Here is a 20,888-nt window from a genome sequence, read left to right as displayed (position 1 = left end):
CTCGACCGGAGCCGCCATGATCCTGCTTATCGATAACTACGATTCTTTCACCTGGAACCTCTACCAGTATTTTTGTGAGCTGGGCGCTGACGTGCAGGTTAAGCGCAATGATGAATTGACGCTGTCGCAGATCGATGCGCTACAGCCGCAAAAAATCGTCATTTCGCCCGGTCCCTGCACCCCGGATGATGCCGGAATTTCGCTGGAGGTGATTCGCCACTATGCCGGACGTTTACCGATACTGGGCGTCTGCCTGGGGCATCAGGCGATGGCGCAGGCTTTTGGCGCAACGATCGTACGCGCCGAAAAAGTGATGCACGGAAAAACGTCGCCCATTCACCATACGGGACAGGGCGTGTTTCAGGGGTTAACTAACCCGCTTACCGTCACCCGCTATCACTCGCTCGTCATCGACCCCACCACACTGCCAGACTGCTTTGAAGTGACCGCCTGGAGCGAAACACAGGAAATTATGGGGATTCGCCATACGATGTGGGATCTGGAAGGGGTGCAGTTCCACCCGGAGAGTATTCTCAGCGAGCAGGGACATCAATTGCTGGAAAATTTCCTCAATCGGTGATTTGTGATTGCTATCCTGTGATTTTTTATGCATATTTTGTGATTATATTTTCACATTCATTTTTGCATAACTGGATGGGCATGAGATGGCAACTGAACAAACGGCAGTAACCCGGGCAACTTTCGATGAAGTCATTCTGCCGATTTATGCACCGGCGGAATTTATTCCGGTAAAAGGCAAAGGCAGCCGGATCTGGGATCAGCAGGGCAAAGACTATGTTGATTTCGCGGGCGGAATTGCGGTGACCGCGCTGGGGCATTGCCATCCTGTACTGGTCGATGCGTTAAAAGCGCAGGGCGAAACGCTCTGGCATACCAGTAACGTCTTCACCAACGAACCCGCGCTGCGTCTGGGACGAAAAATAATCGATGCCACCTTTGCTGAGCGCGTGCTGTTTATGAACTCGGGAACAGAAGCCAACGAAACGGCGTTCAAGCTGGCGCGTCATTACGCCTGCGTGCGCCATAGCCCATTCAAAACCAAAATCATTGCCTTTCATAACGCGTTCCACGGTCGCTCGTTGTTTACCGTCACGGTGGGTGGTCAGCCGAAGTATTCCGATGGCTTTGGGCCGAAACCGGCGGATATCATCCATGTACCGTTTAACGATCTACATGCGGTGAAAGCGGTGATGGATGACCATACCTGCGCGGTGGTGGTTGAGCCGGTACAGGGAGAAGGTGGCGTTCTGGCCGCGACGCCGGAGTTCCTGCAAGGGCTGCGCGAGCTCTGCGACGAGCACCAGGCATTGCTGGTGTTTGATGAAGTACAAAGCGGCATGGGGCGTACCGGCGATCTGTTTGCCTATATGCACTATGGCGTGACGCCGGATATCCTCACCAGCGCGAAAGCGCTGGGCGGTGGCTTCCCGGTCAGCGCGGTATTGACGACGCAGGAAATCGCCTCGGCGTTTCATGTCGGCTCTCATGGTTCGACCTACGGCGGTAACCCGCTGGCCTGCGCGGTGGCGGAAGCCGCGTTCGACATCATCAACACGCCAGAGGTTCTGGGAGGCGTGAGTGCAAAACGCCAGAGATTCGTTCAACATCTGCAGCAGATTGATGAGCAGTACCACGTGTTCAGCGATATTCGCGGTATGGGGCTGTTGATTGGGGCCGAGCTGAAATCACAATACAAAGGGCGTGCGCGTGATTTCCTCTATGCGGCAGCCGACGCTGGTGTGATGGTGTTGAATGCCGGTCCTGATGTGATGCGCTTTGCCCCATCGCTGGTGGTGGAAGAGGCGGATATCGACGAAGGGATGCAGCGTTTTGCACAGGCTGTCGCGAAGGTTATCGGTTAATGGTGTGCCTGACGGCGCGGCGTTTATCAGGCCTGGTGCTGATAACGCGCGTATCCGGCAATCCGTGTTAACCCCGCATATCCCGTAACCGGCGGCTGAGCCAGATCCCATGGTGCGGCCGCTGACGCCATGCGACAGACGAGATAGTATGCATCGTGTTCAGGTGCCCCAGTACGCGTTGCAGATGCTGTTCCAGCGTGCTTAAGGGGCCGTGGGTGAGCGCTTCGGGCGCTTCCAGAATATTCACATCCCCCGAACTGCCCGGCCCGTCGTATTCCAGCCGCTGCTGACAGCGTTGGATGGCAATTTCGCACGATTGCAGATATCGCTGCGCCAGTTCCGGCGTCAGCATCGTATGCTCACGCGCCAGCGTGGTCATGGCATTGATATGTTCGACGATAAACTGACTGTGCGTCACCCACAGCTTCATGTCCGCCAGGTAGTGCGTGTTAAAGCCTGGCTCCTGCATCGCCTGATTCAGCGAGTTAAACAGCGTGTTGTGCGCCTGATTGACGCGCATACGCTGATAAGCCAGCGGTGTGGCCTGCGGATCGTCACTCAGAATCAGACGAATAGCTTCCTGATCGGCCTCCAGCGCATCATGGGCGTTTTTACGCAACAGTCCGCTCTGCCATTGTGGCCATAACCAAACGGTGCCGCCAAACGCAATCAGGCAGCCTATCACCGTGTCGACAAATCGCGGAATGATGAACTGTTCGCCGTCCAGCGTCAGGAGTTGCAGGGTGTACACCGCCGTGACGGTAAATCCCACGGTCGCCCAGCCGTAGTTTTTGCGGATGGTCAGATAGCTGACCAGGGTGATCACCAGCATCAGCGCCAGCGTATATCCTTCAGGAATATGAAAGTGCAGTGTTACGCCTGCGATAATCAGCCCCACCAGCGTTCCCGCCGAACGGTGCAGAATACGCACGCGGGTGGCGCCGTAACCGTTTTGCGTCACAAACAGCACCGTCATCAGGATCCAGTAAGGCTTCGGCAGATGCAGCGCGGTTCCCATCAGACTGGCGATGCTGAGCATGACGCTGATCCGCCCGGCGCTGCGGAGTGCCGGAGATTTCAGCGAGAGGTAGTTTTTCAACGCCGGCAGCAGCGGTAGCCGACGCTGCTTATCGGCCATCAGATCGCGGGCGTACAATGGTCGCTGGGTGCGCAGTACGCGGGCGATACGGCTGAAGTGCCAGTAACAGAACTGCCCGACGGGGTTATCCGGATGCTGATGAGCAATTTTTTCCAGCGCGCCAATCTGCTTTTGCATGGTGAACCGTGTCGGCAGCCGGTGATACAGAATGTCATCCGCCAGTACGCGCAGGCGAGCGGCGACCGTTTGCGCCGTCCAGCGTATCACCTGCTCCGCGTGACTGCGCTCGACCAGCTTTTGCACCTCTTCCGGTTGATGCAAACTGACGGAGATATGTTCCTGCAGATCCAGCGCTTCCTGAAAGGCGCGCAGCATCCGCTTATAGTCATTATTGTGATGCGCCGACAGCATGTGCATCTGCTGATAGCACTGGGTGATGAGGTCGACGGCCTTCTGCTGGCGCACCAGAAGCGGCGGCAGGGCTTTTTCCGGGTCGGTATGCTGGGTCAGCATGCTGTATTTCGCTTCGCAGTAATCCGCCAGTTCCCGGTACAGCAGGCTCAGCGACTCGCGCAGCGGCTGTTCGCGCCAGAGCCAGAACCAGAACCAGTTAAACAAGCCATACCACAGCGTGCCCAGCGCGTAGATCAGCAGCGGTTCCCAGACCGGCATATTTCCCGCGAGGCTCAGTGTGAAAATCGCCGCGATCAGCGAGGCCGGAAGCAAACGCGCGTGAAGGGAGCTCAATTCAGCGGTGACGCCGAGCGTGAGCGTCAGGCCGGTCAGGATCAGGGGTAACGGCACCGCTTGCGCCAGCAGTAGCTGCATGATCAGGCTACAGCCGGCAAACAGCGACGCACCGATAATCAGACGTTTGAAAAAGCGTTTGTGCGGAGTATCAAGCCCGGCAATGTTGCAGCAGGCGGGAACGAGAGAGAAGAGCAGGCCCAGATGTAACTGCCCGATGATCAGTCCGACGGCCACGGGCAAACAGAGCACCAGCGTTTGACGTAGTGCATAATTGATTTCTGGGTGATAAATCAGTCTGCGCCACATTGGCAAAACAAAAATGACGCGCTAGCGGGTAGCGCGTCATTTCCGATGAGATTAACGAGTGCCGTAAACGACGATCGTTTTACCGTGAGCGGAGATCAGGTTCTGATCTTCCAGCATCTTCAGAATACGACCAACGGTTTCGCGAGAGCAGCCAACGATCTGGCCAATCTCCTGGCGAGTGATTTTGATCTGCATGCCGTCCGGGTGAGTCATCGCATCAGGTTGTTTCGCCAGATTCAGCAGAGTCTGGGCGATACGACCGGTCACGTCGAGGAAGGCCAGGTTACCGACTTTCTCTGAAGTGACTTGCAGACGGCGAGCCATTTGGGAAGAGAGGCGCATCAGAATATCCGGGTTCACCTGGATCAACTGACGGAATTTCTTGTAAGAAATTTCAGCCACTTCACACGCTGTTTTCGCCCGAACCCATGCGCTACGTTCCTGGCCTTCTTCAAACAGGCCCAGTTCGCCAATAAAATCACCCTGATTCAGATAAGAAAGGATCATTTCTTTCCCTTCCTCATCCTTAATCAACACTGCCACTGAGCCCTTAACGATGTAGTACAACGTTTCTGCTTTTTCACCCTGGTGAATCAGCGTGCTCTTGGACGGGTACTTATGAATGTGGCAATGAGACAAGAACCATTCAAGTGTCGGGTCTGTTTGCGGTTTGCCAAGCACCATGCGCGATTATCCTCTGTTATAAGCTGTCTCCAGAGCCAAAAAATGCCGCTGTCTCTGGGGTTGCAAAAATGTGCTTCCCGCGTCCTGGGAAGAGGCTGTCAAAAACTCACTGCAGCCTTTAATGTGAAGTCCTCTGCATACATGCAGTACATCAATGTATTACTGTAGCATCCTGACTGTTTTAGCATAGCTTTAGCCGTGTGTCTCCTGGTGTCTCGCTTCAGCATGACGGAGGTCGCCTTCCGTTGCGAGAATTGTTATGTACGCGTAATCTGTCAGGAAAATTGACGCACTGGAGTTAAAAAATATGCAAGCGCGTGTTAAATGGGTTGAGGGGTTAACCTTCCTTGGTGAGTCGGCTTCCGGACACCAGATTTTGATGGACGGTAACTCTGGTGATAAAGCGCCGAGCCCGATGGAAATGGTGTTGATGGCAGCGGGCGGTTGCAGCGCCATTGACGTGGTTTCTATCCTGCAAAAAGGCCGTCAGGATGTGACGAACTGCGAAGTGAAACTGACGTCAGAACGTCGCGAAGAGGCGCCACGCCTGTTCACCCACATCAATCTGCACTTTATTGTCACCGGTAACGATCTGAAAGATGCCGCCGTTTCGCGTGCGGTCGACCTGTCAGCGGAGAAGTACTGCTCTGTGGCGCTGATGCTGGGAAAAGCGGTCAACATTACCCATTCGTATGAAGTGATTGCGGCGTAATTTTTCCTGTCGCCGGATGGCGGCTAGCGCCTGGTCCGGCCTACAGATCCCTGATTTGTAGGCCCGATAAGCGTAGCGCCATCGCGCACTTCCCATCGTTTATTCGATCTTCTTGCCTTCCATCAGTCGCTGCACCAGCGGCAACATGATGAGTTCCATTGCCAGCCCCATTTTGCCGCCGGGTACCACCAATGTATTGATGTGGGAAATGAATGACCCCTGCAGCATCGCCAGCAACCAGGGGAAATCGATTCCTTCCAGATTACGGAAATGAATCACGACAAAGCTCTCATCCAGTGATGGAATGCCTTTGGCCGCGAATGGGTTCGAGGTGTCCACGGTGGGAACGCGCTGGAAGTTAATATGGGTACGGGAGAACTGCGGCGTGATGTAGTTGATATAGTCGTCCATCGAACGCACCACCGAATCCATCACCGCCTCACGAGAATGGCCTCGTTCGCTGGTGTCGCGGATAAGCTTCTGGATCCACTCCAGGTTAACGATGGGGACCACGCCGACCAGGAGATCAACATGTCTTGCGACCTCATGCTGGGGCGTGACGACGCCGCCGTGCAGGCCTTCATAGAACAATACGTCGGTGGGTTCCGGCAGGGGTTGCCACGGGGTAAACGTCCCCGGTACCTGATTCCATGGCACGGCTTCATCATAGGTATGCAGATATTTACGCGACTGGCCTTTGCCCGTCTGACCGTACTCAATAAACGTCTGCTCCAGTAGACCGAAGTCATTGGCGTCGGGCCCAAAATAGCTGATGTGGCGTCCGGCGTCGCGTGCTTTGCGGATCGCCATATCCATTTCCGGACGGGTATAGCGGTGAAAACTGTCGCCTTCCACCTCGGCTGCGCGCAGGTTGAGCTGCGCAAAAATTTTACGGAACGCGAGGCTGGTGGTGGTGGTCCCCGCGCCGCTGGATCCTGTTACCGCAATCACCGGATGTTTGGCAGACATGTTAACTCCATCAATAAATTGATTTTTTATTATAGTCGGCCGATAGCGTGCGGGTTATTCGCGAAATTGCTTGCGCGGCATGATATTGACGGTTTCGTGCAACTCAGACCACACCAGCACCGCTTCGCCACACTGTAACTGGCGTTTGACGTCGGCGACTTTTTGTTCAAGGGTACGTTCATGTTCACCATAATCGGTACCTTCGCGCAACACAAAGCTTTCGATCAGATTGTCCAGCGTCTCGGGGGAAAGGTCCTGCCAGGGGATTTGCATGATTAGGCCTCCAGATACGGTGTCAGCCAGTCAGGGATGCGCGATTCCAGCCACATTTCTGGCCGACGTAGCGTCCCGCCAATAAATCCAACGTGCCCGCCATGTTCGGTTAACTGATATTCCACCTGCGGCGGTAAATCTTCTGCTTTGGGGATCACGTGATGATCCATAAACGGGTCGTCTTTCGCGTGAATGATCAGCGTCGGAATGGCGATGTCGCTGAGCAAGGGCATGGCACTGCACTGACGATAGTAGTCGATAGCATCGGCGAAGCCGTGAATTTTGGCAGTGATCAGATCGTCAAACTCACGGATCCGGCGCAGGGACTTCAACTGCGCCAGGCTCACCGGCAGCGAGCCTGGATAAGCCGCCAGCTTGCGCGATGCGTTAGCTTTCAGCAGGTTGAGCAGATAGCGCTGATAAATACGGGAAAAGCCTTTATCCATATGATAGCTGCATGCTTCCAGTACAAAGGGAGCCGAGACAATGACCGCCGCATCAAGCGGGATGTTTTTCCCTTCTTTAGCCAGCAGGCATGCCAACATATTTCCGCCGAGCGAATAGCCTACGGCGGCCGTCGGCGCGTGGCCAAATTCCCGCTGCAACCAGCCTAAGAACCAGGTTCCGTCTTCGGTTTCACCGGAGTGATAAATACGGTTCAGGCGATTCGGTTCGCCGCTGCAACCGCGAAAGTGCATCACCACGCCAAGCCAGCCACGATTCTTTGCCGCTTCAATCAGGCCATGTGCGTACGGACTGTTCAGGCTGCCTTCCAGACCATGAAAGACCACCAGGCGCGGCTTGTGCTTCGCCTGATGCGGATCTTCACTCCATGCCAGATCGACAAAGTCGCCGTCGGGCAATTCCAGACGCTGCCAGTGGGCGTCGAAATTCACCTTTCGGCGGATCAAACGCGGCAACATGGTCTGTAGATGGCAGTTACTGATACCGCGCATCGGGCGAAATTCGTCACTGCTGCCATTTGGCATCTCTGGGTCGTGAAGGATTACGTGTGTCATCACCGTTACTCGCTCAGCATCTGCTCAAGCTGTTCCTGGGCGTCCAGCCAGGCCAGTTCGCACGCTTCCAGCCCGGCTTTGGCGCTGGCCTGCTGTTGCAGACATTCCGTCAGCTCGGCTTTGCGGCTCTGGTCGTAAAGTTCGCTGTCACCCAGCTTCTCTTCTGCCTGCGCCAGCTGTGCGTTCAGCTTCTCCATCTCTTTTTCCAGACGGGCGATCTCTTTACGCAACGGCTGGGTTTGCGTCCGCAGTTCAGCTTCCCGACGCTTCTGATCTTTACGCGCTTGCGCGCTGTTGATGTTCTCTTTTGGCGTCTCGTCGGACTGGCTTTCCTGCTTCTGCACATCGCTCAGCCACTGCTGATAATCTTCCAGATCGCCATCGAACGGCTCGACCTTGCGGTCATGCACCAGATACAGGTCGTCGGTTGTGGAGCGCAGCAAATGGCGGTCGTGCGATACGACCACCAGCGCGCCTTCAAATTCAATCAGCGCTTCGGTTAATGCCTGGCGCATGTCGAGATCAAGGTGGTTAGTCGGTTCATCGAGCAGCAACAGGTTCGGACGCTGCCAGACGATCAGCGCCAGCACCAGTCGCGCTTTTTCACCGCCGGAGAAACGACGCGTCTCTTCGCTGACTTTATCGCCCTGAAAGCCGAAGCCACCCAGGTAATCGCGTAGTTTCTGTTCCAGTTCTTGTGGCGCCAGTCGCACCAGATGCTGCAACGGCGACTCATCCGCGCGCAAATACTCAAGTTGATGCTGGGCGAAATACCCGAGCTTAATGCCTTTTGCCAGGCCAATTTCACCGCTCACCGGCGCGAGTTCGCCCGCCAACAGTTTAATGAGCGTGGATTTACCCGCACCGTTACGTCCCAGCAAACCAATACGCGATCCTGGCACCAGGTTCAGTTTGATTGAATCCAGAATGATGCGTTCGCCGTAACCGGCGCTCACTTTCTCCATCTTCAAGAGCGGATTCGGCAGGCTTTCCGGCGCCCGGAAGCTGAAATGGAACGGGTTATCGACATGCGCCGGGGCAATCAGCTCCATGCGTTCCAGCATCTTAATACGGCTCTGTGCCTGTTTTGCTTTCGTGGCTTTGGCGCGGAAGCGATCGATATAGCTTTGCAGATGCGCCACGCGCTCCTGCTGGCTTTCATACATCGCCTGTTGCTGGGCCAGACGCGTGGCACGCTGGATTTCAAACGCGCTGTAGTTGCCGGTGTACTCGAACATCGTTTGCTGTTCGATATGAATGATTTTATCCACAACCGGATCGAGGAAATCACGGTCGTGAGAGATCAGAATCAGAGTGCCCTGATAGCTCTTTAGCCATTTTTCCAGCCAGATAACCGCATCCAGATCGAGGTGGTTGGTTGGTTCATCGAGCAGGAGGAGATCGGAGCGACAAATCAGCGCCTGAGCCAGGTTGAGACGCATACGCCAGCCGCCGGAAAAGTCGCTGACTGGACGTTCCAGTTGTTCATTAGAGAAACCGAGACCATGCAACAGGCTGGCTGCGCGGGAGCGTACGGTCCAGGCGTCGATGGCATCCAGCTTGCCGTGGACGGTGGCAATGGCGTGTCCGTCGTTACGTTCGTTAGCGTCATGCAACTGGGCTTCCAGTTGACGATATTCGCGGTCACCGTCAATAACATATTCCAGCGCGGGCTGGGGCAGGGCTGGTGTTTCCTGATTCACCCACGCCAGCTGCCAGCTACCGGGAAAGGTAAAACCGCCGGCATCTGCGCTGATTTCATTTTTCAGCAATGCCAGCAGGGTAGATTTCCCGCAGCCGTTCTTACCCACCAGGCCCACTTTCTGGCCCGGATTGATGGTGGCAGTGGCATTGTCCAGTAAGACGCGCACGCCGCGACGAATTTGTAACGAGGAGAAAACAATCATAAGGCGCCGTATGTTCAGACTATGTTAATTTATCATTATGATAATGTAAGGTGTGGGCCATTTTCCGCACCGGGCCGCAATGGTAGCCCAAAACGACGACGATACACAAAAACAGAAATAAACCGGGAGGGGGATGATGTCTCAGCCAGCAAAGGTCTTGCTGCTGTATGCCCATCCGGAATCTCAGGACTCGGTGGCTAACCGGGTACTGCTTAAGCCGGCCACGCAGCTCAGCAACGTTACGGTGCACGATCTCTACGCGCACTATCCTGATTTTTTTATCGATATCCCGCATGAGCAGGCGCTACTGCGTGAGCATGACGTGATCGTGTTTCAGCATCCGCTGTACACCTATAGCTGTCCGGCGTTGCTGAAAGAGTGGCTGGACCGCGTATTGAGCCGTGGCTTTGCCAGCGGCCCCGGGGGAAATCAGTTAGCGGGAAAGTACTGGCGGAGCGTGATAACAACCGGGGAACCGGAGAGCGCCTATCGCTATGACGCGCTGAATCGCTATCCGATGAGCGATGTACTACGGCCATTCGAACTGACGGCAGGGATGTGCCGGATGCACTGGTTGAGTCCCATTATTATCTACTGGGCCAGACGACAAAGCGCGCAGGAGCTGGAAAGCCATGCAAAAGCGTATGGCGACTGGCTTGCTCATCCCGTTCCTGTGGGAGGCCGCTGATGGAAGGTTCCGATTTAATGCTGGCAGGAGTGCTGTTTCTCTTCGCGGCGGTGGCTGCGGTGCCTTTGGCATCGCGGCTGGGGATTGGCGCGGTATTGGGCTATTTGCTTGCGGGGATTGCTATTGGTCCGTGGGGGCTGGGGTTCATCAGCGACGTAGATGAGATTCTCCACTTCTCTGAACTCGGCGTCGTGTTTCTGATGTTTATTATTGGGCTGGAGCTGAACCCGTCGAAGCTCTGGCAGCTTCGGCGTTCTATCTTTGGCGTGGGTGCGGCGCAGGTTCTGCTGAGTGCGGCGCTGTTGGCCGGACTGCTAATGTTGACCGATTTCTCGTGGCCTGCGGCGGTCGTCGGCGGGATAGGCCTGGCAATGTCTTCCACTGCGATGGCACTACAACTGATGCGCGAAAAAGGGATGAATCGCAGCGAATCCGGGCAGTTGGGCTTTTCGGTTTTGCTGTTCCAGGATCTGGCGGTGATCCCGGCGCTCGCGCTGGTACCGCTGTTAGCCGGTTCGGCCGATGAAGACTTTGACTGGATGAAGATCGGTATGAAGGTGCTGGCGTTTGCTGGCATGCTGATTGGTGGACGCTATCTGCTGCGTCCGGTGTTCCGGTTTATTGCCGCCTCCGGCGTGCGTGAAGTGTTTACCGCCGCCACGCTGCTGCTGGTGCTGGGATCGGCATTGTTTATGGATGCGCTGGGGCTGTCGATGGCGCTCGGCACGTTTATCGCCGGGGTGCTGTTAGCGGAAAGCGAATATCGGCATGAGCTGGAAACCGCGATCGATCCGTTTAAAGGACTGCTGCTGGGTCTCTTCTTTATTTCTGTCGGGATGTCACTCAATCTGGGCGTGCTGTATACCCATCTGCTGTGGGTTGTGGCAAGCGTGGGGGTGCTGGTGGCGGTCAAAACGTTGGTGCTTTATCTGCTGGCGCGACTGTACGGCCTGCGCGGTTCTGAAAGAATGCAGTTTGCGGGCGTGTTGAGCCAGGGCGGAGAGTTCGCTTTTGTGCTGTTCTCAACCGCGTCGTCGCAGCGGTTGTTTCAGGGCGATCAGATGGCGCTTTTGCTGGTGACCGTCACGTTGTCGATGATGACCACGCCGATGCTGATGAAGCTTATCGATAAATGGCTATCCCGCCAGCTTAACGGCCCGGATGAAGAAGATGAAATGCCGTGGGTTGAGGATGATAAGCCGCAGGTCATCGTAGTGGGCTTTGGTCGTTTTGGTCAGGTTATCGGCCGTTTGCTGATGGCGAATAAAATGCGCATTACCGTGCTGGAGCGGGACATCAGCGCGGTGAACCTGATGCGTAAATATGGCTATAAGGTCTATTACGGTGATGCGACGCAGGTGGATCTGCTACGTTCCGCGGGCGCAGAGGCGGCGGAATCTATCGTCATTACCTGTAATGAACCGGAAGATACGATGAAGCTGGTGGCGATCTGTCAGCAGCATTTCCCGCATTTGCATATTCTTGCGCGAGCGCGCGGACGTGTTGAAGCGCATGAGTTATTACAGGCAGGGGTATCACAGTTTTCCCGTGAGACCTTTTCCAGTGCGCTGGAACTGGGACGCAAAACGCTGGTGTCGTTGGGGATGCATCCCCATCAGGCGCAGCGGGCGCAACTGCATTTCCGCCGGCTGGATATGCGGATGCTGAGGGAGCTCATCCCAATGCATGCTGATACGGTACAAATCTCTCGCGCCAGAGAAGCCAGACGCGAGCTGGAGGAGATTTTCCAGCGCGAGATGCAACAAGAACGACGCCAACTGGATGGCTGGGATGAATTCGAATAGAGGATAAGTATGGCAATCCGTAAACGTTTTATTGCAGGGGCGAAATGCCCTTCCTGCCAGGCGCAGGATTCTCTGGCGATGTGGCGCGAGAATAATATCGATATTGTTGAATGCGTTAAGTGCGGACATCAGATGCGGGAAGCGGATAAAGAAGTCCGCGATCACGTTCGCAAAGAAGAGCAAGTGATTGGGATCTTTCATCCAGACTAGCGATATGGCCCGAGATTTTTTAAGCTAAAGGGTACACAGGTGCAGATTTCCGCTACAATCTGCGCCAGCAATTTTCCCACGCTCAGGAGATATCATGAAAGTAGCAAAAGACCTGGTGGTCAGCCTGGCCTATCAGGTACGTACAGAAGACGGTGTGTTGGTTGATGAGTCTCCGGTGAGTGCGCCGCTGGACTACCTGCATGGTCACGGTTCCCTGATCTCTGGCCTGGAAACAGCGCTGGAAGGTCACGATGTTGGCGACAAATTCGATGTTGCGGTAGGCGCGAACGACGCTTACGGTCAGTATGATGAAAACCTGGTGCAGCGCGTTCCAAAAGACGTCTTCATGGGCGTTGATGAGCTGCAGGTTGGCATGCGTTTCCTGGCGGAAACTGACCAGGGTCCGGTACCGGTAGAAATTACCGAAGTGGAAGACGACCACGTTGTGGTTGACGGCAACCACATGCTGGCGGGTCAGAATCTGAAATTCAACGTTGAAGTTGTGGCGATCCGCGAAGCGACCGAAGAAGAACTGGCTCACGGCCACGTTCACGGTGCGCACGGTCACGACCATGACCACGATCACGACGGCTGCTGCGGCGGTCACGGCCATGATCACGGTCACGAGCACGGCGGCGAAGGCTGCTGCGGTGGCGGCGGTAAAGGCAACGGCGGCTGCGGTTGCCACTAATACCCGTCGTCTTTCAAACCACCGCAGCGTTGGCTGCGCTTTCGAACCCCGGTCACATAGTTTTCTATGCTCCCGGGGCTTGCTCAAGCTTGCCGCCTTGCGGTGACTCGAAATCCTTTGGGTATTTATGAGACCGTCCGATAAGTGTTGGTGCCATCGGATACAAGAAAGCGGGTTTAACCCGCTTTTTTTACGTCTCAATAATGAGGCGGTGGCGTCTCTTCGGCCTGGGAGGCGATGTGGGAAGGCTGGCTCGCTTTGAGCTTTTCCGTCAGCAGTCGCAGATGATCGCGCAATTTGGCCATTTCCATCTCGTGAGCGGTTACCGTTACGTTGAGCTCTTCAATGGTGATTTCCTGAAAAGCCAGCCGACTTTCCAGCTCGGCCAGCCGGGTTTCCATCGTTGTGTCCTGCATGATTCACCTCATCGATTGTCTCTGGTCGCGGCGGATTCTACTTAACTTTGTCTGAATACACAGCCCTGATTCAGTCTTGTCGAAACTAATTTAAACAAAAAGAGTCTCAAAAGTAGCGAGAATCAGGCATGTCCGTATGTTGATTTGTTCAACAACGCTTTATAGTACGCTTCTCATAGTAAAGTTAACCATGGGGTGAGATGCCCCGGCCCTGGAGATATGGATGAAATCACTGTTTAAAGTCACTTTGCTGGCGACCACGATGGCCGTTGCTCTGCACGCCCCGATCACCTTCGCAGCGGACGCCGCAAAACCGGCCGCCGCCGCTGCTGACAGCAAAGCTGCGTTCAAAAATGACGACCAGAAATCGGCTTACGCACTGGGTGCATCGCTGGGTCGCTATATGGAAAACTCCCTGAAAGAACAGGAAAAACTGGGCATCAAACTGGACAAAGACCAGCTGATCGCCGGTGTGCAGGATGCGTTTGCTAATAAGAGCAAACTGTCTGACCAGGAAATCGAGCAGACTCTGCAGGCTTTTGAAGCACGCGTGAAAGCTTCCGCCCAGGCGAAGATGGAAAAAGACGCAGCTGACAACGAAGCCAAAGGTAAAGAGTTCCGCACCAAGTTTGCGAAAGAGAAAGATGTGAAGACCTCTTCGACTGGACTGCTCTACAAAGTTGAGAAAGCCGGTACAGGCGAAGCGCCGAAAGACAGCGACACGGTGGTGGTGAACTACAAAGGTACGCTGATCGACGGTAAAGAGTTTGATAACTCCTACACCCGTGGCGAACCGCTCTCTTTCCGTCTGGACGGTGTGATCCCTGGCTGGACTGAAGGTCTGAAGAACATTAAGAAAGGTGGGAAGATTAAGATGGTCATCCCACCAGAACTGGCTTACGGTAAAACCGGCGTTCCGGGGATCCCGGCTAACTCCACGCTGGTATTCGACGTAGAACTGTTGGACATCAAGCCAGCACCGAAGGCGGAGGCCAAGCCAGAAGCAGCAGCTGAAGCTGATGCAAAAGCAGCAGATGCCGCTAAAAAATAAAAACTGAGAACCGCCGCCGAACAGAGCGGCGGTTTTTTTTGTGCAGGCCGGATATAATTAATAGTGGAAAGTGGAACCACCACTGTATTAATTTAATCATCCACAAAATTAATGAGCCTGCCCTGAAAACATAACGACAGGCTCCTGAAAAGGAGTGTTTTTTTTCATGTCCAGGTCGCTTTTAACCAACGAAACCAGTGAGCTTGATTTACTGGATCAACGTCCTTTCGATCAAACCGACTTTGATATTCTGAAATCCTACGAAGCGGTGGTGGACGGGTTAGCGATGCTCATTGGTTCCCACTGTGAAATCGTTTTGCACTCTTTGCAGGATTTGAAATGTTCCGCCATTCGCATTGCCAACGGCGAACATACGGGACGAAAAATCGGTTCGCCGATTACTGACCTTGCGTTACGGATGCTGCACGATATGACCGGTGCAGATAGCAGCGTCTCCAAATGCTACTTTACCCGTGCGAAAAGCGGCGTTCTGATGAAGTCAGTGACGATTGCCATTCGCAATCGCGAGCATCGTGTGATTGGTCTGCTGTGCATCAACATGAACCTTGATGTCCCGTTTTCGCAGATCATGAATACCTTTATTCCCCCGGAGACCCCGGAAGTGGGATCGTCTGTTAACTTCGCCTCTTCCGTGGAAGATCTGGTGACGCAGACGCTGGAGTTCACCATTGAAGAGGTGAACGCCGATCGTAATGTCTCCAATAATGCCAAGAACCGCCAGATCGTCCTGAATCTGTATGAGAAGGGTATCTTCGATATTAAGGATGCCATCAATCAGGTCGCCGATCGTCTGAACATCTCCAAGCACACCGTGTACCTCTATATTCGCCAGTTCAAGAGCGGCGACTTTCAGGGGCAAGATAAGTAATGCGTTTTGCCATTTTGGTTACCGGTCCGGCGTATGGTACCCAGCAGGCGAGCAGCGCATTGCAGTTTGCTCAGGCTTTGCTTGAAGAAGGCCATACGTTAAGCAGCGTCTTTTTCTATCGGGAAGGGGTGTATAACGCCAACCAGTTGACCTCTCCGGCCAGTGATGAATTTGATCTGGTCCGGGCATGGCAACAGATGAATACACAGCATGGCGTTGAGCTGAACATTTGTGTGGCGGCGGCGCTGCGCCGCGGTGTGGTAGATGAAACTGAAGCGGGCCGACTGGGACTGGCGTCCGCCAATCTGCAGCCGGGTTTTACCCTCAGCGGACTGGGCGCGTTGGCACAAGCCTCATTGACCTGCGATCGCGTGGTACAGTTTTGATGAAACGTATTGCCTTTGTCTTTTCCACCGTGCCGCACGGTAGTGCTTCTGGCCGTGAAGGGCTGGACGCGTTGTTGGCGACGTCGGCGTTAACAGAAGAGATCGGCGTCTTCTTTATAGGTGATGGCGTCTTTCAGATCCTGCAGGAACAAAAGCCGGATGTGATTCTGGCCCGCAACTATATTGCGACCTTCAAACTGCTGGGATTGTACGATATCGAACAGTGCTGGTTATGCGCCGCCTCGCTGCGCGAGCGTGGACTCGAAGAAGGGGCCAGTTTTGTCGTTGAGACGACGCCGCTGGAACCAGACGCGCTGCGTCGTGAACTGGGCAACTACGATGTCATCCTGAGATTCTGAGGTTTTCATGCTGCATACTTTACACCGCTCCGCGTGGCACTCTGATTTCTCTGCAATCCTGCGCCTGCTTGCAGAAGGGGATGAACTTTTGTTGCTCCAGGATGGCGTTACCGCCGCAGTCGAAGGCTGTCGCTTCCTTGAAAGCCTGCAAAACACCCCCATAACGGTATATGCACTGAAAGAAGACATTGACGCTCGGGGTTTGGGTGGTCAAATTTCAGACAGTGTCGTCAGGGTTGACTATACTGACTTCGTCAGACTTACGGTTAAGCACGCCAGCCAGATGGCCTGGTGATTGTGTGATCGTTGTATATTTCTTGACACCTTTTCGACACCGCCCTAAAATTCGGCGTCCTCATATTGTATGAGGTCGTTTTATTACGTGTTTACGAAGCAAAAGCTAAAACCAGGAGCTATTTAATGGCAACAGTTAACCAGCTGGTACGCAAACCACGCGCTCGCAAAGTTGCAAAAAGCAACGTGCCTGCGCTGGAAGCATGCCCGCAAAAACGTGGTGTATGTACTCGTGTATATACTACCACTCCTAAAAAACCGAACTCCGCACTGCGTAAAGTATGCCGTGTTCGTCTGACTAACGGTTTCGAAGTGACTTCCTACATCGGTGGTGAAGGTCACAACCTGCAGGAGCACTCCGTGATCCTGATCCGTGGCGGTCGTGTTAAAGACCTCCCGGGTGTTCGTTACCACACCGTACGCGGTGCGCTTGACTGCTCCGGCGTTAAAGACCGTAAGCAAGCTCGCTCCAAGTATGGCGTGAAGCGTCCTAAGGCTTAATGGTTCTCCGTTAAGTAAGGCCAAACGTTTTAACTTAAATGTCAAACTAAACTCGTAGAGTTTTGGACAATCCTGAATTAACAACGGAGTATTTCCATGCCACGTCGTCGCGTCATTGGTCAGCGTAAAATTCTGCCGGATCCGAAGTTCGGATCAGAACTGCTGGCTAAATTTGTAAATATCCTGATGGTAGATGGTAAAAAATCTACTGCCGAAACAATCGTATACAGCGCGCTGGAGACCCTGGCTCAGCGTTCTGGTAAATCTGAACTGGAAGCTTTCGAAGTAGCTCTCGAAAACGTGCGCCCGACTGTCGAAGTTAAGTCTCGCCGCGTTGGTGGTTCTACTTATCAGGTACCAGTTGAAGTTCGTCCGGTTCGTCGTAATGCCCTAGCAATGCGTTGGATCGTTGAAGCTGCTCGTAAACGCGGTGATAAATCCATGGCTCTGCGCCTGGCGAACGAACTTTCCGATGCTGCAGAAAACAAAGGTACTGCAGTTAAGAAACGTGAAGACGTTCACCGTATGGCCGAAGCCAACAAGGCGTTCGCACACTACCGTTGGTAATCCCTTCGGAGTTTTAGTCACCAGGCGGGCGCTTCCAGTAAGCAGCCCGCTTTGGGCTACTTAAATTGAACGCCTAAAAGATAAACGAGGAATCAAATGGCTCGTACAACACCCATCGCACGCTACCGTAACATCGGTATCAGTGCGCACATCGACGCCGGTAAAACCACTACTACCGAACGTATTCTGTTCTACACCGGTGTAAACCATAAAATCGGTGAAGTTCATGACGGCGCAGCCACCATGGACTGGATGGAGCAGGAGCAGGAACGTGGTATTACTATCACTTCCGCAGCGACTACTGCATTCTGGTCTGGTATGGCTAAGCAGTATGAACCGCATCGCGTAAACATCATCGACACCCCGGGGCACGTTGACTTCACTATCGAAGTAGAACGTTCCATGCGTGTTCTTGATGGTGCGGTAATGGTTTACTGCGCAGTTGGTGGTGTTCAGCCGCAGTCTGAAACCGTATGGCGTCAGGCAAACAAATATAAAGTTCCACGCATTGCGTTCGTTAACAAAATGGACCGTATGGGTGCGAACTTCCTGAAAGTTGTTGGTCAGATCAAAACCCGTCTGGGCGCGAACCCTGTTCCGCTGCAGCTGGCGATTGGCGCTGAAGAAGCGTTCACCGGTGTTGTTGACCTGGTGAAAATGAAAGCCATCAACTGGAACGAAGCAGATGCAGGCGTTACTTTCACTTACGAAGATATCCCGGCTGACATGCAGGAACTGGCTGAAGAATGGCACCAGAACCTGATCGAGTCCGCAGCGGAAGCTTCTGAAGAGCTGATGGAGAAATACCTGGGTGGTGAAGAACTGACTGAAGAAGAGATCAAAAAAGCTCTGCGTCAGCGCGTTCTGAACAACGAAATCATCCTGGTAACCTGTGGTTCTGCATTTAAGAACAAGGGTGTTCAGGCGATGCTGGATGCGGTAATTGATTACCTGCCATCCCCGGTTGACGTACCTGCGATCAACGGTATCCTGGACGACGGTAAAGACACGCCTGCTGAGCGTCACGCAAGCGACGAAGAGCCTTTCTCTGCACTGGCATTCAAAATCGCTACTGACCCGTTCGTGGGTAACCTGACCTTCTTCCGTGTGTACTCCGGTGTGGTTAACTCTGGTGATACCGTACTGAACTCCGTGAAAGCTGCACGTGAGCGTTTTGGTCGTATCGTTCAGATGCACGCTAACAAACGTGAAGAGATCAAAGAAGTTCGCGCGGGCGACATCGCTGCTGCGATCGGTTTGAAAGACGTAACCACTGGTGACACCCTGTGTGACCCGGATGCGCCGATCATTCTGGAGCGTATGGAATTCCCTGAGCCGGTAATCTCCATCGCCGTAGAACCGAAAACCAAAGCTGACCAGGAAAAAATGGGTCTGGCTCTGGGCCGTCTGGCTAAAGAAGACCCGTCATTCCGTGTATGGACTGACGAAGAATCTAACCAGACCATTATCGCCGGTATGGGTGAACTGCACCTCGACATCATCGTTGACCGTATGAAGCGTGAATTCAACGTTGAAGCGAACGTCGGTAAACCTCAGGTTGCTTACCGCGAAGCGATTCGTGCGAAAGTTACCGATATCGAAGGTAAACACGCCAAGCAGTCTGGTGGTCGCGGTCAGTATGGTCATGTTGTTATCGACATGTACCCGCTGGAGCCGGGTTCTAACCCGAAAGGCTACGAGTTCATCAACGACATTAAAGGTGGTGTAATCCCTGGCGAATACATCCCTGCCGTTGATAAAGGTATCCAGGAGCAGCTGAAAGCCGGTCCGCTGGCAGGTTACCCGGTTGTTGATATGGGTGTTCGTCTGCACTTCGGTTCTTACCATGACGTTGACTCCTCTGAACTGGCGTTTAAACTGGCTGCGTCTATTGCCTTTAAAGAAGGCTTTAAGAAAGCTAAACCAGTTCTGCTTGAGCCAATCATGAAGGTTGAGGTAGAAACGCCGGAAGAAAACACCGGTGATGTTATCGGTGACTTGAGCCGTCGTCGCGGTATGCTGCGCGGTCAGGAATCCGAAGTCACTGGCGTTAAGATCCACGCTGAAGTTCCGCTGTCTGAAATGTTCGGATATGCAACTCAGCTGCGTTCTCTGACCAAAGGTCGCGCATCATACACTATGGAATTCCTGAAGTATGATGATGCACCGAACAACGTTGCTCAGGCCGTAATCGAAGCCCGTGGTAAATAATCCACAGGATTAAAACCTAAGTCCCGTGCTCTCTCCACAAGGGGAGAGCGCTATAGTAAGGAATATAGCCGTGTCTAAAGAAAAATTTGAACGTACAAAACCGCACGTTAACGTCGGCACCATCGGCCACGTTGACCACGGTAAAACTACCCTGACTGCTGCAATCACTACCGTACTGGCTAAAACCTACGGCGGTGCTGCTCGTGCATTCGACCAGATCGATAACGCGCCGGAAGAAAAAGCTCGTGGTATCACCATCAACACTTCTCACGTTGAATATGACACCCCGACTCGCCACTACGCACACGTAGACTGCCCGGGCCACGCCGACTATGTTAAAAACATGATCACCGGTGCTGCGCAGATGGACGGCGCGATCCTGGTTGTTGCTGCGACTGACGGCCCGATGCCGCAGACTCGTGAGCACATCCTGCTGGGTCGTCAGGTAGGCGTTCCGTACATCATCGTGTTCCTGAACAAATGCGACATGGTTGATGACGAAGAGCTGCTGGAACTGGTAGAAATGGAAGTTCGTGAACTTCTGTCTCAGTACGATTTCCCGGGCGACGACACCCCGATCGTTCGTGGTTCTGCTCTGAAAGCGCTGGAAGGCGACGCAGAGTGGGAAGCGAAAATCATCGAACTGGCTGGCTTCCTGGATTCTTACATCCCGGAACCAGAGCGTGCGATTGACAAGCCGTTCCTGCTGCCGATCGAAGACGTATTCTCCATCTCCGGTCGTGGTACCGTTGTTACCGGTCGTGTAGAACGCGGTATCATCAAAGTGGGCGAAGAAGTTGAAATCGTTGGTATCAAAGAGACTGCCAAGTCTACCTGTACTGGCGTTGAAATGTTCCGCAAACTGCTGGACGAAGGCCGTGCGGGTGAGAACGTTGGTGTTCTGCTGCGTGGTATCAAACGTGAAGAAATCGAACGTGGTCAGGTACTGGCTAAGCCGGGCACCATCAAGCCGCACACGATGTTCGAATCCGAAGTGTACATCCTGTCCAAAGACGAAGGCGGCCGTCATACTCCGTTCTTCAAAGGCTACCGTCCGCAGTTCTACTTCCGTACAACTGACGTGACTGGCACCATCGAACTGCCGGAAGGCGTTGAGATGGTAATGCCGGGCGACAACATCAAAATGGTTGTTACCCTGATCCACCCGATCGCGATGGACGACGGTCTGCGTTTCGCAATCCGTGAAGGCGGCCGTAC

General features: G+C 53.9%; 23 protein-coding genes. 16 read left to right on the top strand and 7 right to left on the bottom strand.

Annotated elements, in window-relative coordinates; genetic code table 11:
* Positions 1–16 precede the first annotated feature (16 nt).
* Both pabA and AOY24_RS08270 read left to right on the top strand, forming a co-directional pair.
* Positions 17–580 (top strand): aminodeoxychorismate synthase component 2, encoded by a 564-nt coding sequence (gene pabA / locus AOY24_RS08275; RefSeq protein ID WP_044263788.1) that lies wholly within the window; start codon positions 17–19, stop codon positions 578–580.
* Positions 581–665: 85 nt separating this feature from the next.
* On the top strand, positions 666–1,883 hold the full coding sequence (locus AOY24_RS08270) for an aspartate aminotransferase family protein (RefSeq protein ID WP_044253462.1): 1,218 nt from the start codon (positions 666–668) through the stop codon (positions 1,881–1,883).
* A 67-nt stretch (positions 1,884–1,950) separates the two neighbouring features.
* Here AOY24_RS08270 and AOY24_RS08265 read toward each other — a convergent pair whose 3' ends face one another.
* Both AOY24_RS08265 and crp read right to left on the bottom strand, forming a co-directional pair.
* Complete coding sequence (locus tag AOY24_RS08265) at positions 1,951–4,038, bottom strand: YccS/YhfK family putative transporter (RefSeq protein WP_044253459.1); 2,088 nt, start codon at positions 4,036–4,038, stop codon at positions 1,951–1,953.
* Between the two features lie 51 nt (positions 4,039–4,089).
* Positions 4,090–4,722, bottom strand: coding sequence for a cAMP-activated global transcriptional regulator CRP (gene crp, locus AOY24_RS08260; protein WP_000242758.1), 633 nt, complete (start codon positions 4,720–4,722; stop codon positions 4,090–4,092).
* Between the two features lie 307 nt (positions 4,723–5,029).
* Here crp and AOY24_RS08255 point away from each other — a divergent pair, with 307 nt between their 5' ends.
* A complete protein-coding gene (locus AOY24_RS08255; protein ID WP_042998393.1) occupies positions 5,030–5,434 on the top strand; it encodes an OsmC family protein in 405 nt (134 codons plus the stop codon).
* Positions 5,435–5,533: 99 nt separating this feature from the next.
* On the opposite strand, the gene AOY24_RS08250 is transcribed toward AOY24_RS08255, so the two are convergent.
* Genes AOY24_RS08250 through AOY24_RS08235 form a run of 4 tightly spaced genes read right to left on the bottom strand, consistent with a single transcriptional unit; the run spans position 5,534 to position 9,602 of the window.
* The gene (locus AOY24_RS08250; protein ID WP_042998392.1) at positions 5,534–6,403 is read right to left on the bottom strand and encodes a phosphoribulokinase; all 870 of its coding nucleotides are present in this window, start codon (positions 6,401–6,403) and stop codon (positions 5,534–5,536) included.
* Between the two features lie 54 nt (positions 6,404–6,457).
* Positions 6,458–6,676, bottom strand: coding sequence for a YheU family protein (locus AOY24_RS08245; RefSeq protein WP_042998391.1), 219 nt, complete (start codon positions 6,674–6,676; stop codon positions 6,458–6,460).
* A 2-nt stretch (positions 6,677–6,678) separates the two neighbouring features.
* A complete protein-coding gene (locus AOY24_RS08240; RefSeq protein ID WP_080721655.1) occupies positions 6,679–7,695 on the bottom strand; it encodes a hydrolase in 1,017 nt (338 codons plus the stop codon).
* 5 nt (positions 7,696–7,700) lie between these two features.
* The gene (locus tag AOY24_RS08235; RefSeq protein ID WP_042998390.1) at positions 7,701–9,602 is read right to left on the bottom strand and encodes an ABC transporter ATP-binding protein; all 1,902 of its coding nucleotides are present in this window, start codon (positions 9,600–9,602) and stop codon (positions 7,701–7,703) included.
* 136 nt (positions 9,603–9,738) lie between these two features.
* Here AOY24_RS08235 and kefG point away from each other — a divergent pair, with 136 nt between their 5' ends.
* The 4 genes from kefG (at position 9,739) to slyD (ending at position 12,996) form a co-directional block, all read left to right on the top strand.
* The gene (gene kefG / locus AOY24_RS08230) at positions 9,739–10,290 is read left to right on the top strand and encodes a glutathione-regulated potassium-efflux system ancillary protein KefG (RefSeq protein WP_042322810.1); all 552 of its coding nucleotides are present in this window, start codon (positions 9,739–9,741) and stop codon (positions 10,288–10,290) included.
* Positions 10,290–12,095: a glutathione-regulated potassium-efflux system protein KefB gene (gene kefB / locus AOY24_RS08225; RefSeq protein WP_054176465.1), complete on the top strand. Its 1,806-nt coding sequence runs from the start codon at positions 10,290–10,292 to the stop codon at positions 12,093–12,095. The genes kefG and kefB overlap by 1 nt, the downstream gene beginning before the upstream one ends.
* A gap of 9 nt (positions 12,096–12,104) precedes the next feature.
* Positions 12,105–12,305, top strand: coding sequence for a YheV family putative zinc ribbon protein (locus AOY24_RS08220; RefSeq protein WP_042998388.1), 201 nt, complete (start codon positions 12,105–12,107; stop codon positions 12,303–12,305).
* Between the two features lie 94 nt (positions 12,306–12,399).
* Positions 12,400–12,996, top strand: coding sequence for a peptidylprolyl isomerase (gene slyD / locus AOY24_RS08215; protein WP_042322804.1), 597 nt, complete (start codon positions 12,400–12,402; stop codon positions 12,994–12,996).
* Between the two features lie 197 nt (positions 12,997–13,193).
* Here slyD and AOY24_RS08210 read toward each other — a convergent pair whose 3' ends face one another.
* Positions 13,194–13,412: a protein SlyX gene (locus AOY24_RS08210; RefSeq protein ID WP_042998387.1), complete on the bottom strand. Its 219-nt coding sequence runs from the start codon at positions 13,410–13,412 to the stop codon at positions 13,194–13,196.
* A 223-nt stretch (positions 13,413–13,635) separates the two neighbouring features.
* Between AOY24_RS08210 and fkpA the strand changes: the two genes are divergently transcribed.
* The 9 genes from fkpA to tuf form a co-directional block, all read left to right on the top strand.
* Positions 13,636–14,463, top strand: coding sequence for an FKBP-type peptidyl-prolyl cis-trans isomerase (gene fkpA / locus AOY24_RS08205; RefSeq protein ID WP_042998386.1), 828 nt, complete (start codon positions 13,636–13,638; stop codon positions 14,461–14,463).
* A 166-nt stretch (positions 14,464–14,629) separates the two neighbouring features.
* Positions 14,630–15,352, top strand: coding sequence for a transcriptional regulator (locus AOY24_RS08200; protein ID WP_042286247.1), 723 nt, complete (start codon positions 14,630–14,632; stop codon positions 15,350–15,352).
* Positions 15,352–15,738: a sulfurtransferase complex subunit TusD gene (gene tusD / locus AOY24_RS08195; RefSeq protein WP_054176464.1), complete on the top strand. Its 387-nt coding sequence runs from the start codon at positions 15,352–15,354 to the stop codon at positions 15,736–15,738. The genes AOY24_RS08200 and tusD overlap by 1 nt, the downstream gene beginning before the upstream one ends.
* Entirely contained in the window at positions 15,738–16,097 is a 360-nt protein-coding gene (gene tusC / locus AOY24_RS08190) for a sulfurtransferase complex subunit TusC (protein WP_042998384.1), read from the top strand. The genes tusD and tusC overlap by 1 nt, the downstream gene beginning before the upstream one ends.
* Before the next feature lie 7 nt (positions 16,098–16,104).
* Positions 16,105–16,392, top strand: a complete 288-nt coding sequence (tusB, locus tag AOY24_RS08185) for a sulfurtransferase complex subunit TusB (RefSeq protein WP_042998383.1) — start codon at positions 16,105–16,107, stop codon at positions 16,390–16,392.
* A gap of 125 nt (positions 16,393–16,517) precedes the next feature.
* The gene (rpsL, locus tag AOY24_RS08180; RefSeq protein ID WP_000246815.1) at positions 16,518–16,892 is read left to right on the top strand and encodes a 30S ribosomal protein S12; all 375 of its coding nucleotides are present in this window, start codon (positions 16,518–16,520) and stop codon (positions 16,890–16,892) included.
* Between the two features lie 96 nt (positions 16,893–16,988).
* On the top strand, positions 16,989–17,459 hold the full coding sequence (gene rpsG, locus AOY24_RS08175) for a 30S ribosomal protein S7 (protein ID WP_042998382.1): 471 nt from the start codon (positions 16,989–16,991) through the stop codon (positions 17,457–17,459).
* A gap of 96 nt (positions 17,460–17,555) precedes the next feature.
* A complete protein-coding gene (fusA, locus tag AOY24_RS08170) occupies positions 17,556–19,670 on the top strand; it encodes an elongation factor G (RefSeq protein ID WP_042322790.1) in 2,115 nt (704 codons plus the stop codon).
* A 70-nt stretch (positions 19,671–19,740) separates the two neighbouring features.
* Positions 19,741–20,888: elongation factor Tu (tuf, locus tag AOY24_RS08165; protein ID WP_054176463.1), on the top strand; the 1,148-nt coding region annotated here is incomplete at its 3' end.

Origin of the sequence: Citrobacter sp. CtB7.12 (assembly GCF_001297795.1) — a bacterium.
Lineage (GTDB): Bacteria > Pseudomonadota > Gammaproteobacteria > Enterobacterales > Enterobacteriaceae > Citrobacter_A > Citrobacter_A amalonaticus.
This window is presented reverse-complemented; position numbering and strand designations above follow the sequence as displayed.

Bases quoted from the DNA above. Each gene is read 5' to 3' on its own strand.
- pabA (WP_044263788.1), top strand. From the start codon at position 17: ATGATCCTGCTTATCGATAACTACGATTCTTTCACCTGGAACCTCTAC.
- AOY24_RS08270 (WP_044253462.1), top strand. From the start codon at position 666: ATGGCAACTGAACAAACGGCAGTAACCCGGGCAACTTTCGATGAAGTC.
- AOY24_RS08265 (WP_044253459.1), bottom strand. From the start codon at position 4,038: ATGTGGCGCAGACTGATTTATCACCCAGAAATCAATTATGCACTACGT.
- crp (WP_000242758.1), bottom strand. From the start codon at position 4,722: ATGGTGCTTGGCAAACCGCAAACAGACCCGACACTTGAATGGTTCTTG.
- AOY24_RS08255 (WP_042998393.1), top strand. From the start codon at position 5,030: ATGCAAGCGCGTGTTAAATGGGTTGAGGGGTTAACCTTCCTTGGTGAG.
- AOY24_RS08250 (WP_042998392.1), bottom strand. From the start codon at position 6,403: ATGTCTGCCAAACATCCGGTGATTGCGGTAACAGGATCCAGCGGCGCG.
- AOY24_RS08245 (WP_042998391.1), bottom strand. From the start codon at position 6,676: ATGCAAATCCCCTGGCAGGACCTTTCCCCCGAGACGCTGGACAATCTG.
- AOY24_RS08240 (WP_080721655.1), bottom strand. From the start codon at position 7,695: ATGACACACGTAATCCTTCACGACCCAGAGATGCCAAATGGCAGCAGT.
- AOY24_RS08235 (WP_042998390.1), bottom strand. From the start codon at position 9,602: ATGATTGTTTTCTCCTCGTTACAAATTCGTCGCGGCGTGCGCGTCTTA.
- kefG (WP_042322810.1), top strand. From the start codon at position 9,739: ATGTCTCAGCCAGCAAAGGTCTTGCTGCTGTATGCCCATCCGGAATCT.
- kefB (WP_054176465.1), top strand. From the start codon at position 10,290: ATGGAAGGTTCCGATTTAATGCTGGCAGGAGTGCTGTTTCTCTTCGCG.
- AOY24_RS08220 (WP_042998388.1), top strand. From the start codon at position 12,105: ATGGCAATCCGTAAACGTTTTATTGCAGGGGCGAAATGCCCTTCCTGC.
- slyD (WP_042322804.1), top strand. From the start codon at position 12,400: ATGAAAGTAGCAAAAGACCTGGTGGTCAGCCTGGCCTATCAGGTACGT.
- AOY24_RS08210 (WP_042998387.1), bottom strand. From the start codon at position 13,412: ATGCAGGACACAACGATGGAAACCCGGCTGGCCGAGCTGGAAAGTCGG.
- fkpA (WP_042998386.1), top strand. From the start codon at position 13,636: ATGAAATCACTGTTTAAAGTCACTTTGCTGGCGACCACGATGGCCGTT.
- AOY24_RS08200 (WP_042286247.1), top strand. From the start codon at position 14,630: ATGTCCAGGTCGCTTTTAACCAACGAAACCAGTGAGCTTGATTTACTG.
- tusD (WP_054176464.1), top strand. From the start codon at position 15,352: ATGCGTTTTGCCATTTTGGTTACCGGTCCGGCGTATGGTACCCAGCAG.
- tusC (WP_042998384.1), top strand. From the start codon at position 15,738: ATGAAACGTATTGCCTTTGTCTTTTCCACCGTGCCGCACGGTAGTGCT.
- tusB (WP_042998383.1), top strand. From the start codon at position 16,105: ATGCTGCATACTTTACACCGCTCCGCGTGGCACTCTGATTTCTCTGCA.
- rpsL (WP_000246815.1), top strand. From the start codon at position 16,518: ATGGCAACAGTTAACCAGCTGGTACGCAAACCACGCGCTCGCAAAGTT.
- rpsG (WP_042998382.1), top strand. From the start codon at position 16,989: ATGCCACGTCGTCGCGTCATTGGTCAGCGTAAAATTCTGCCGGATCCG.
- fusA (WP_042322790.1), top strand. From the start codon at position 17,556: ATGGCTCGTACAACACCCATCGCACGCTACCGTAACATCGGTATCAGT.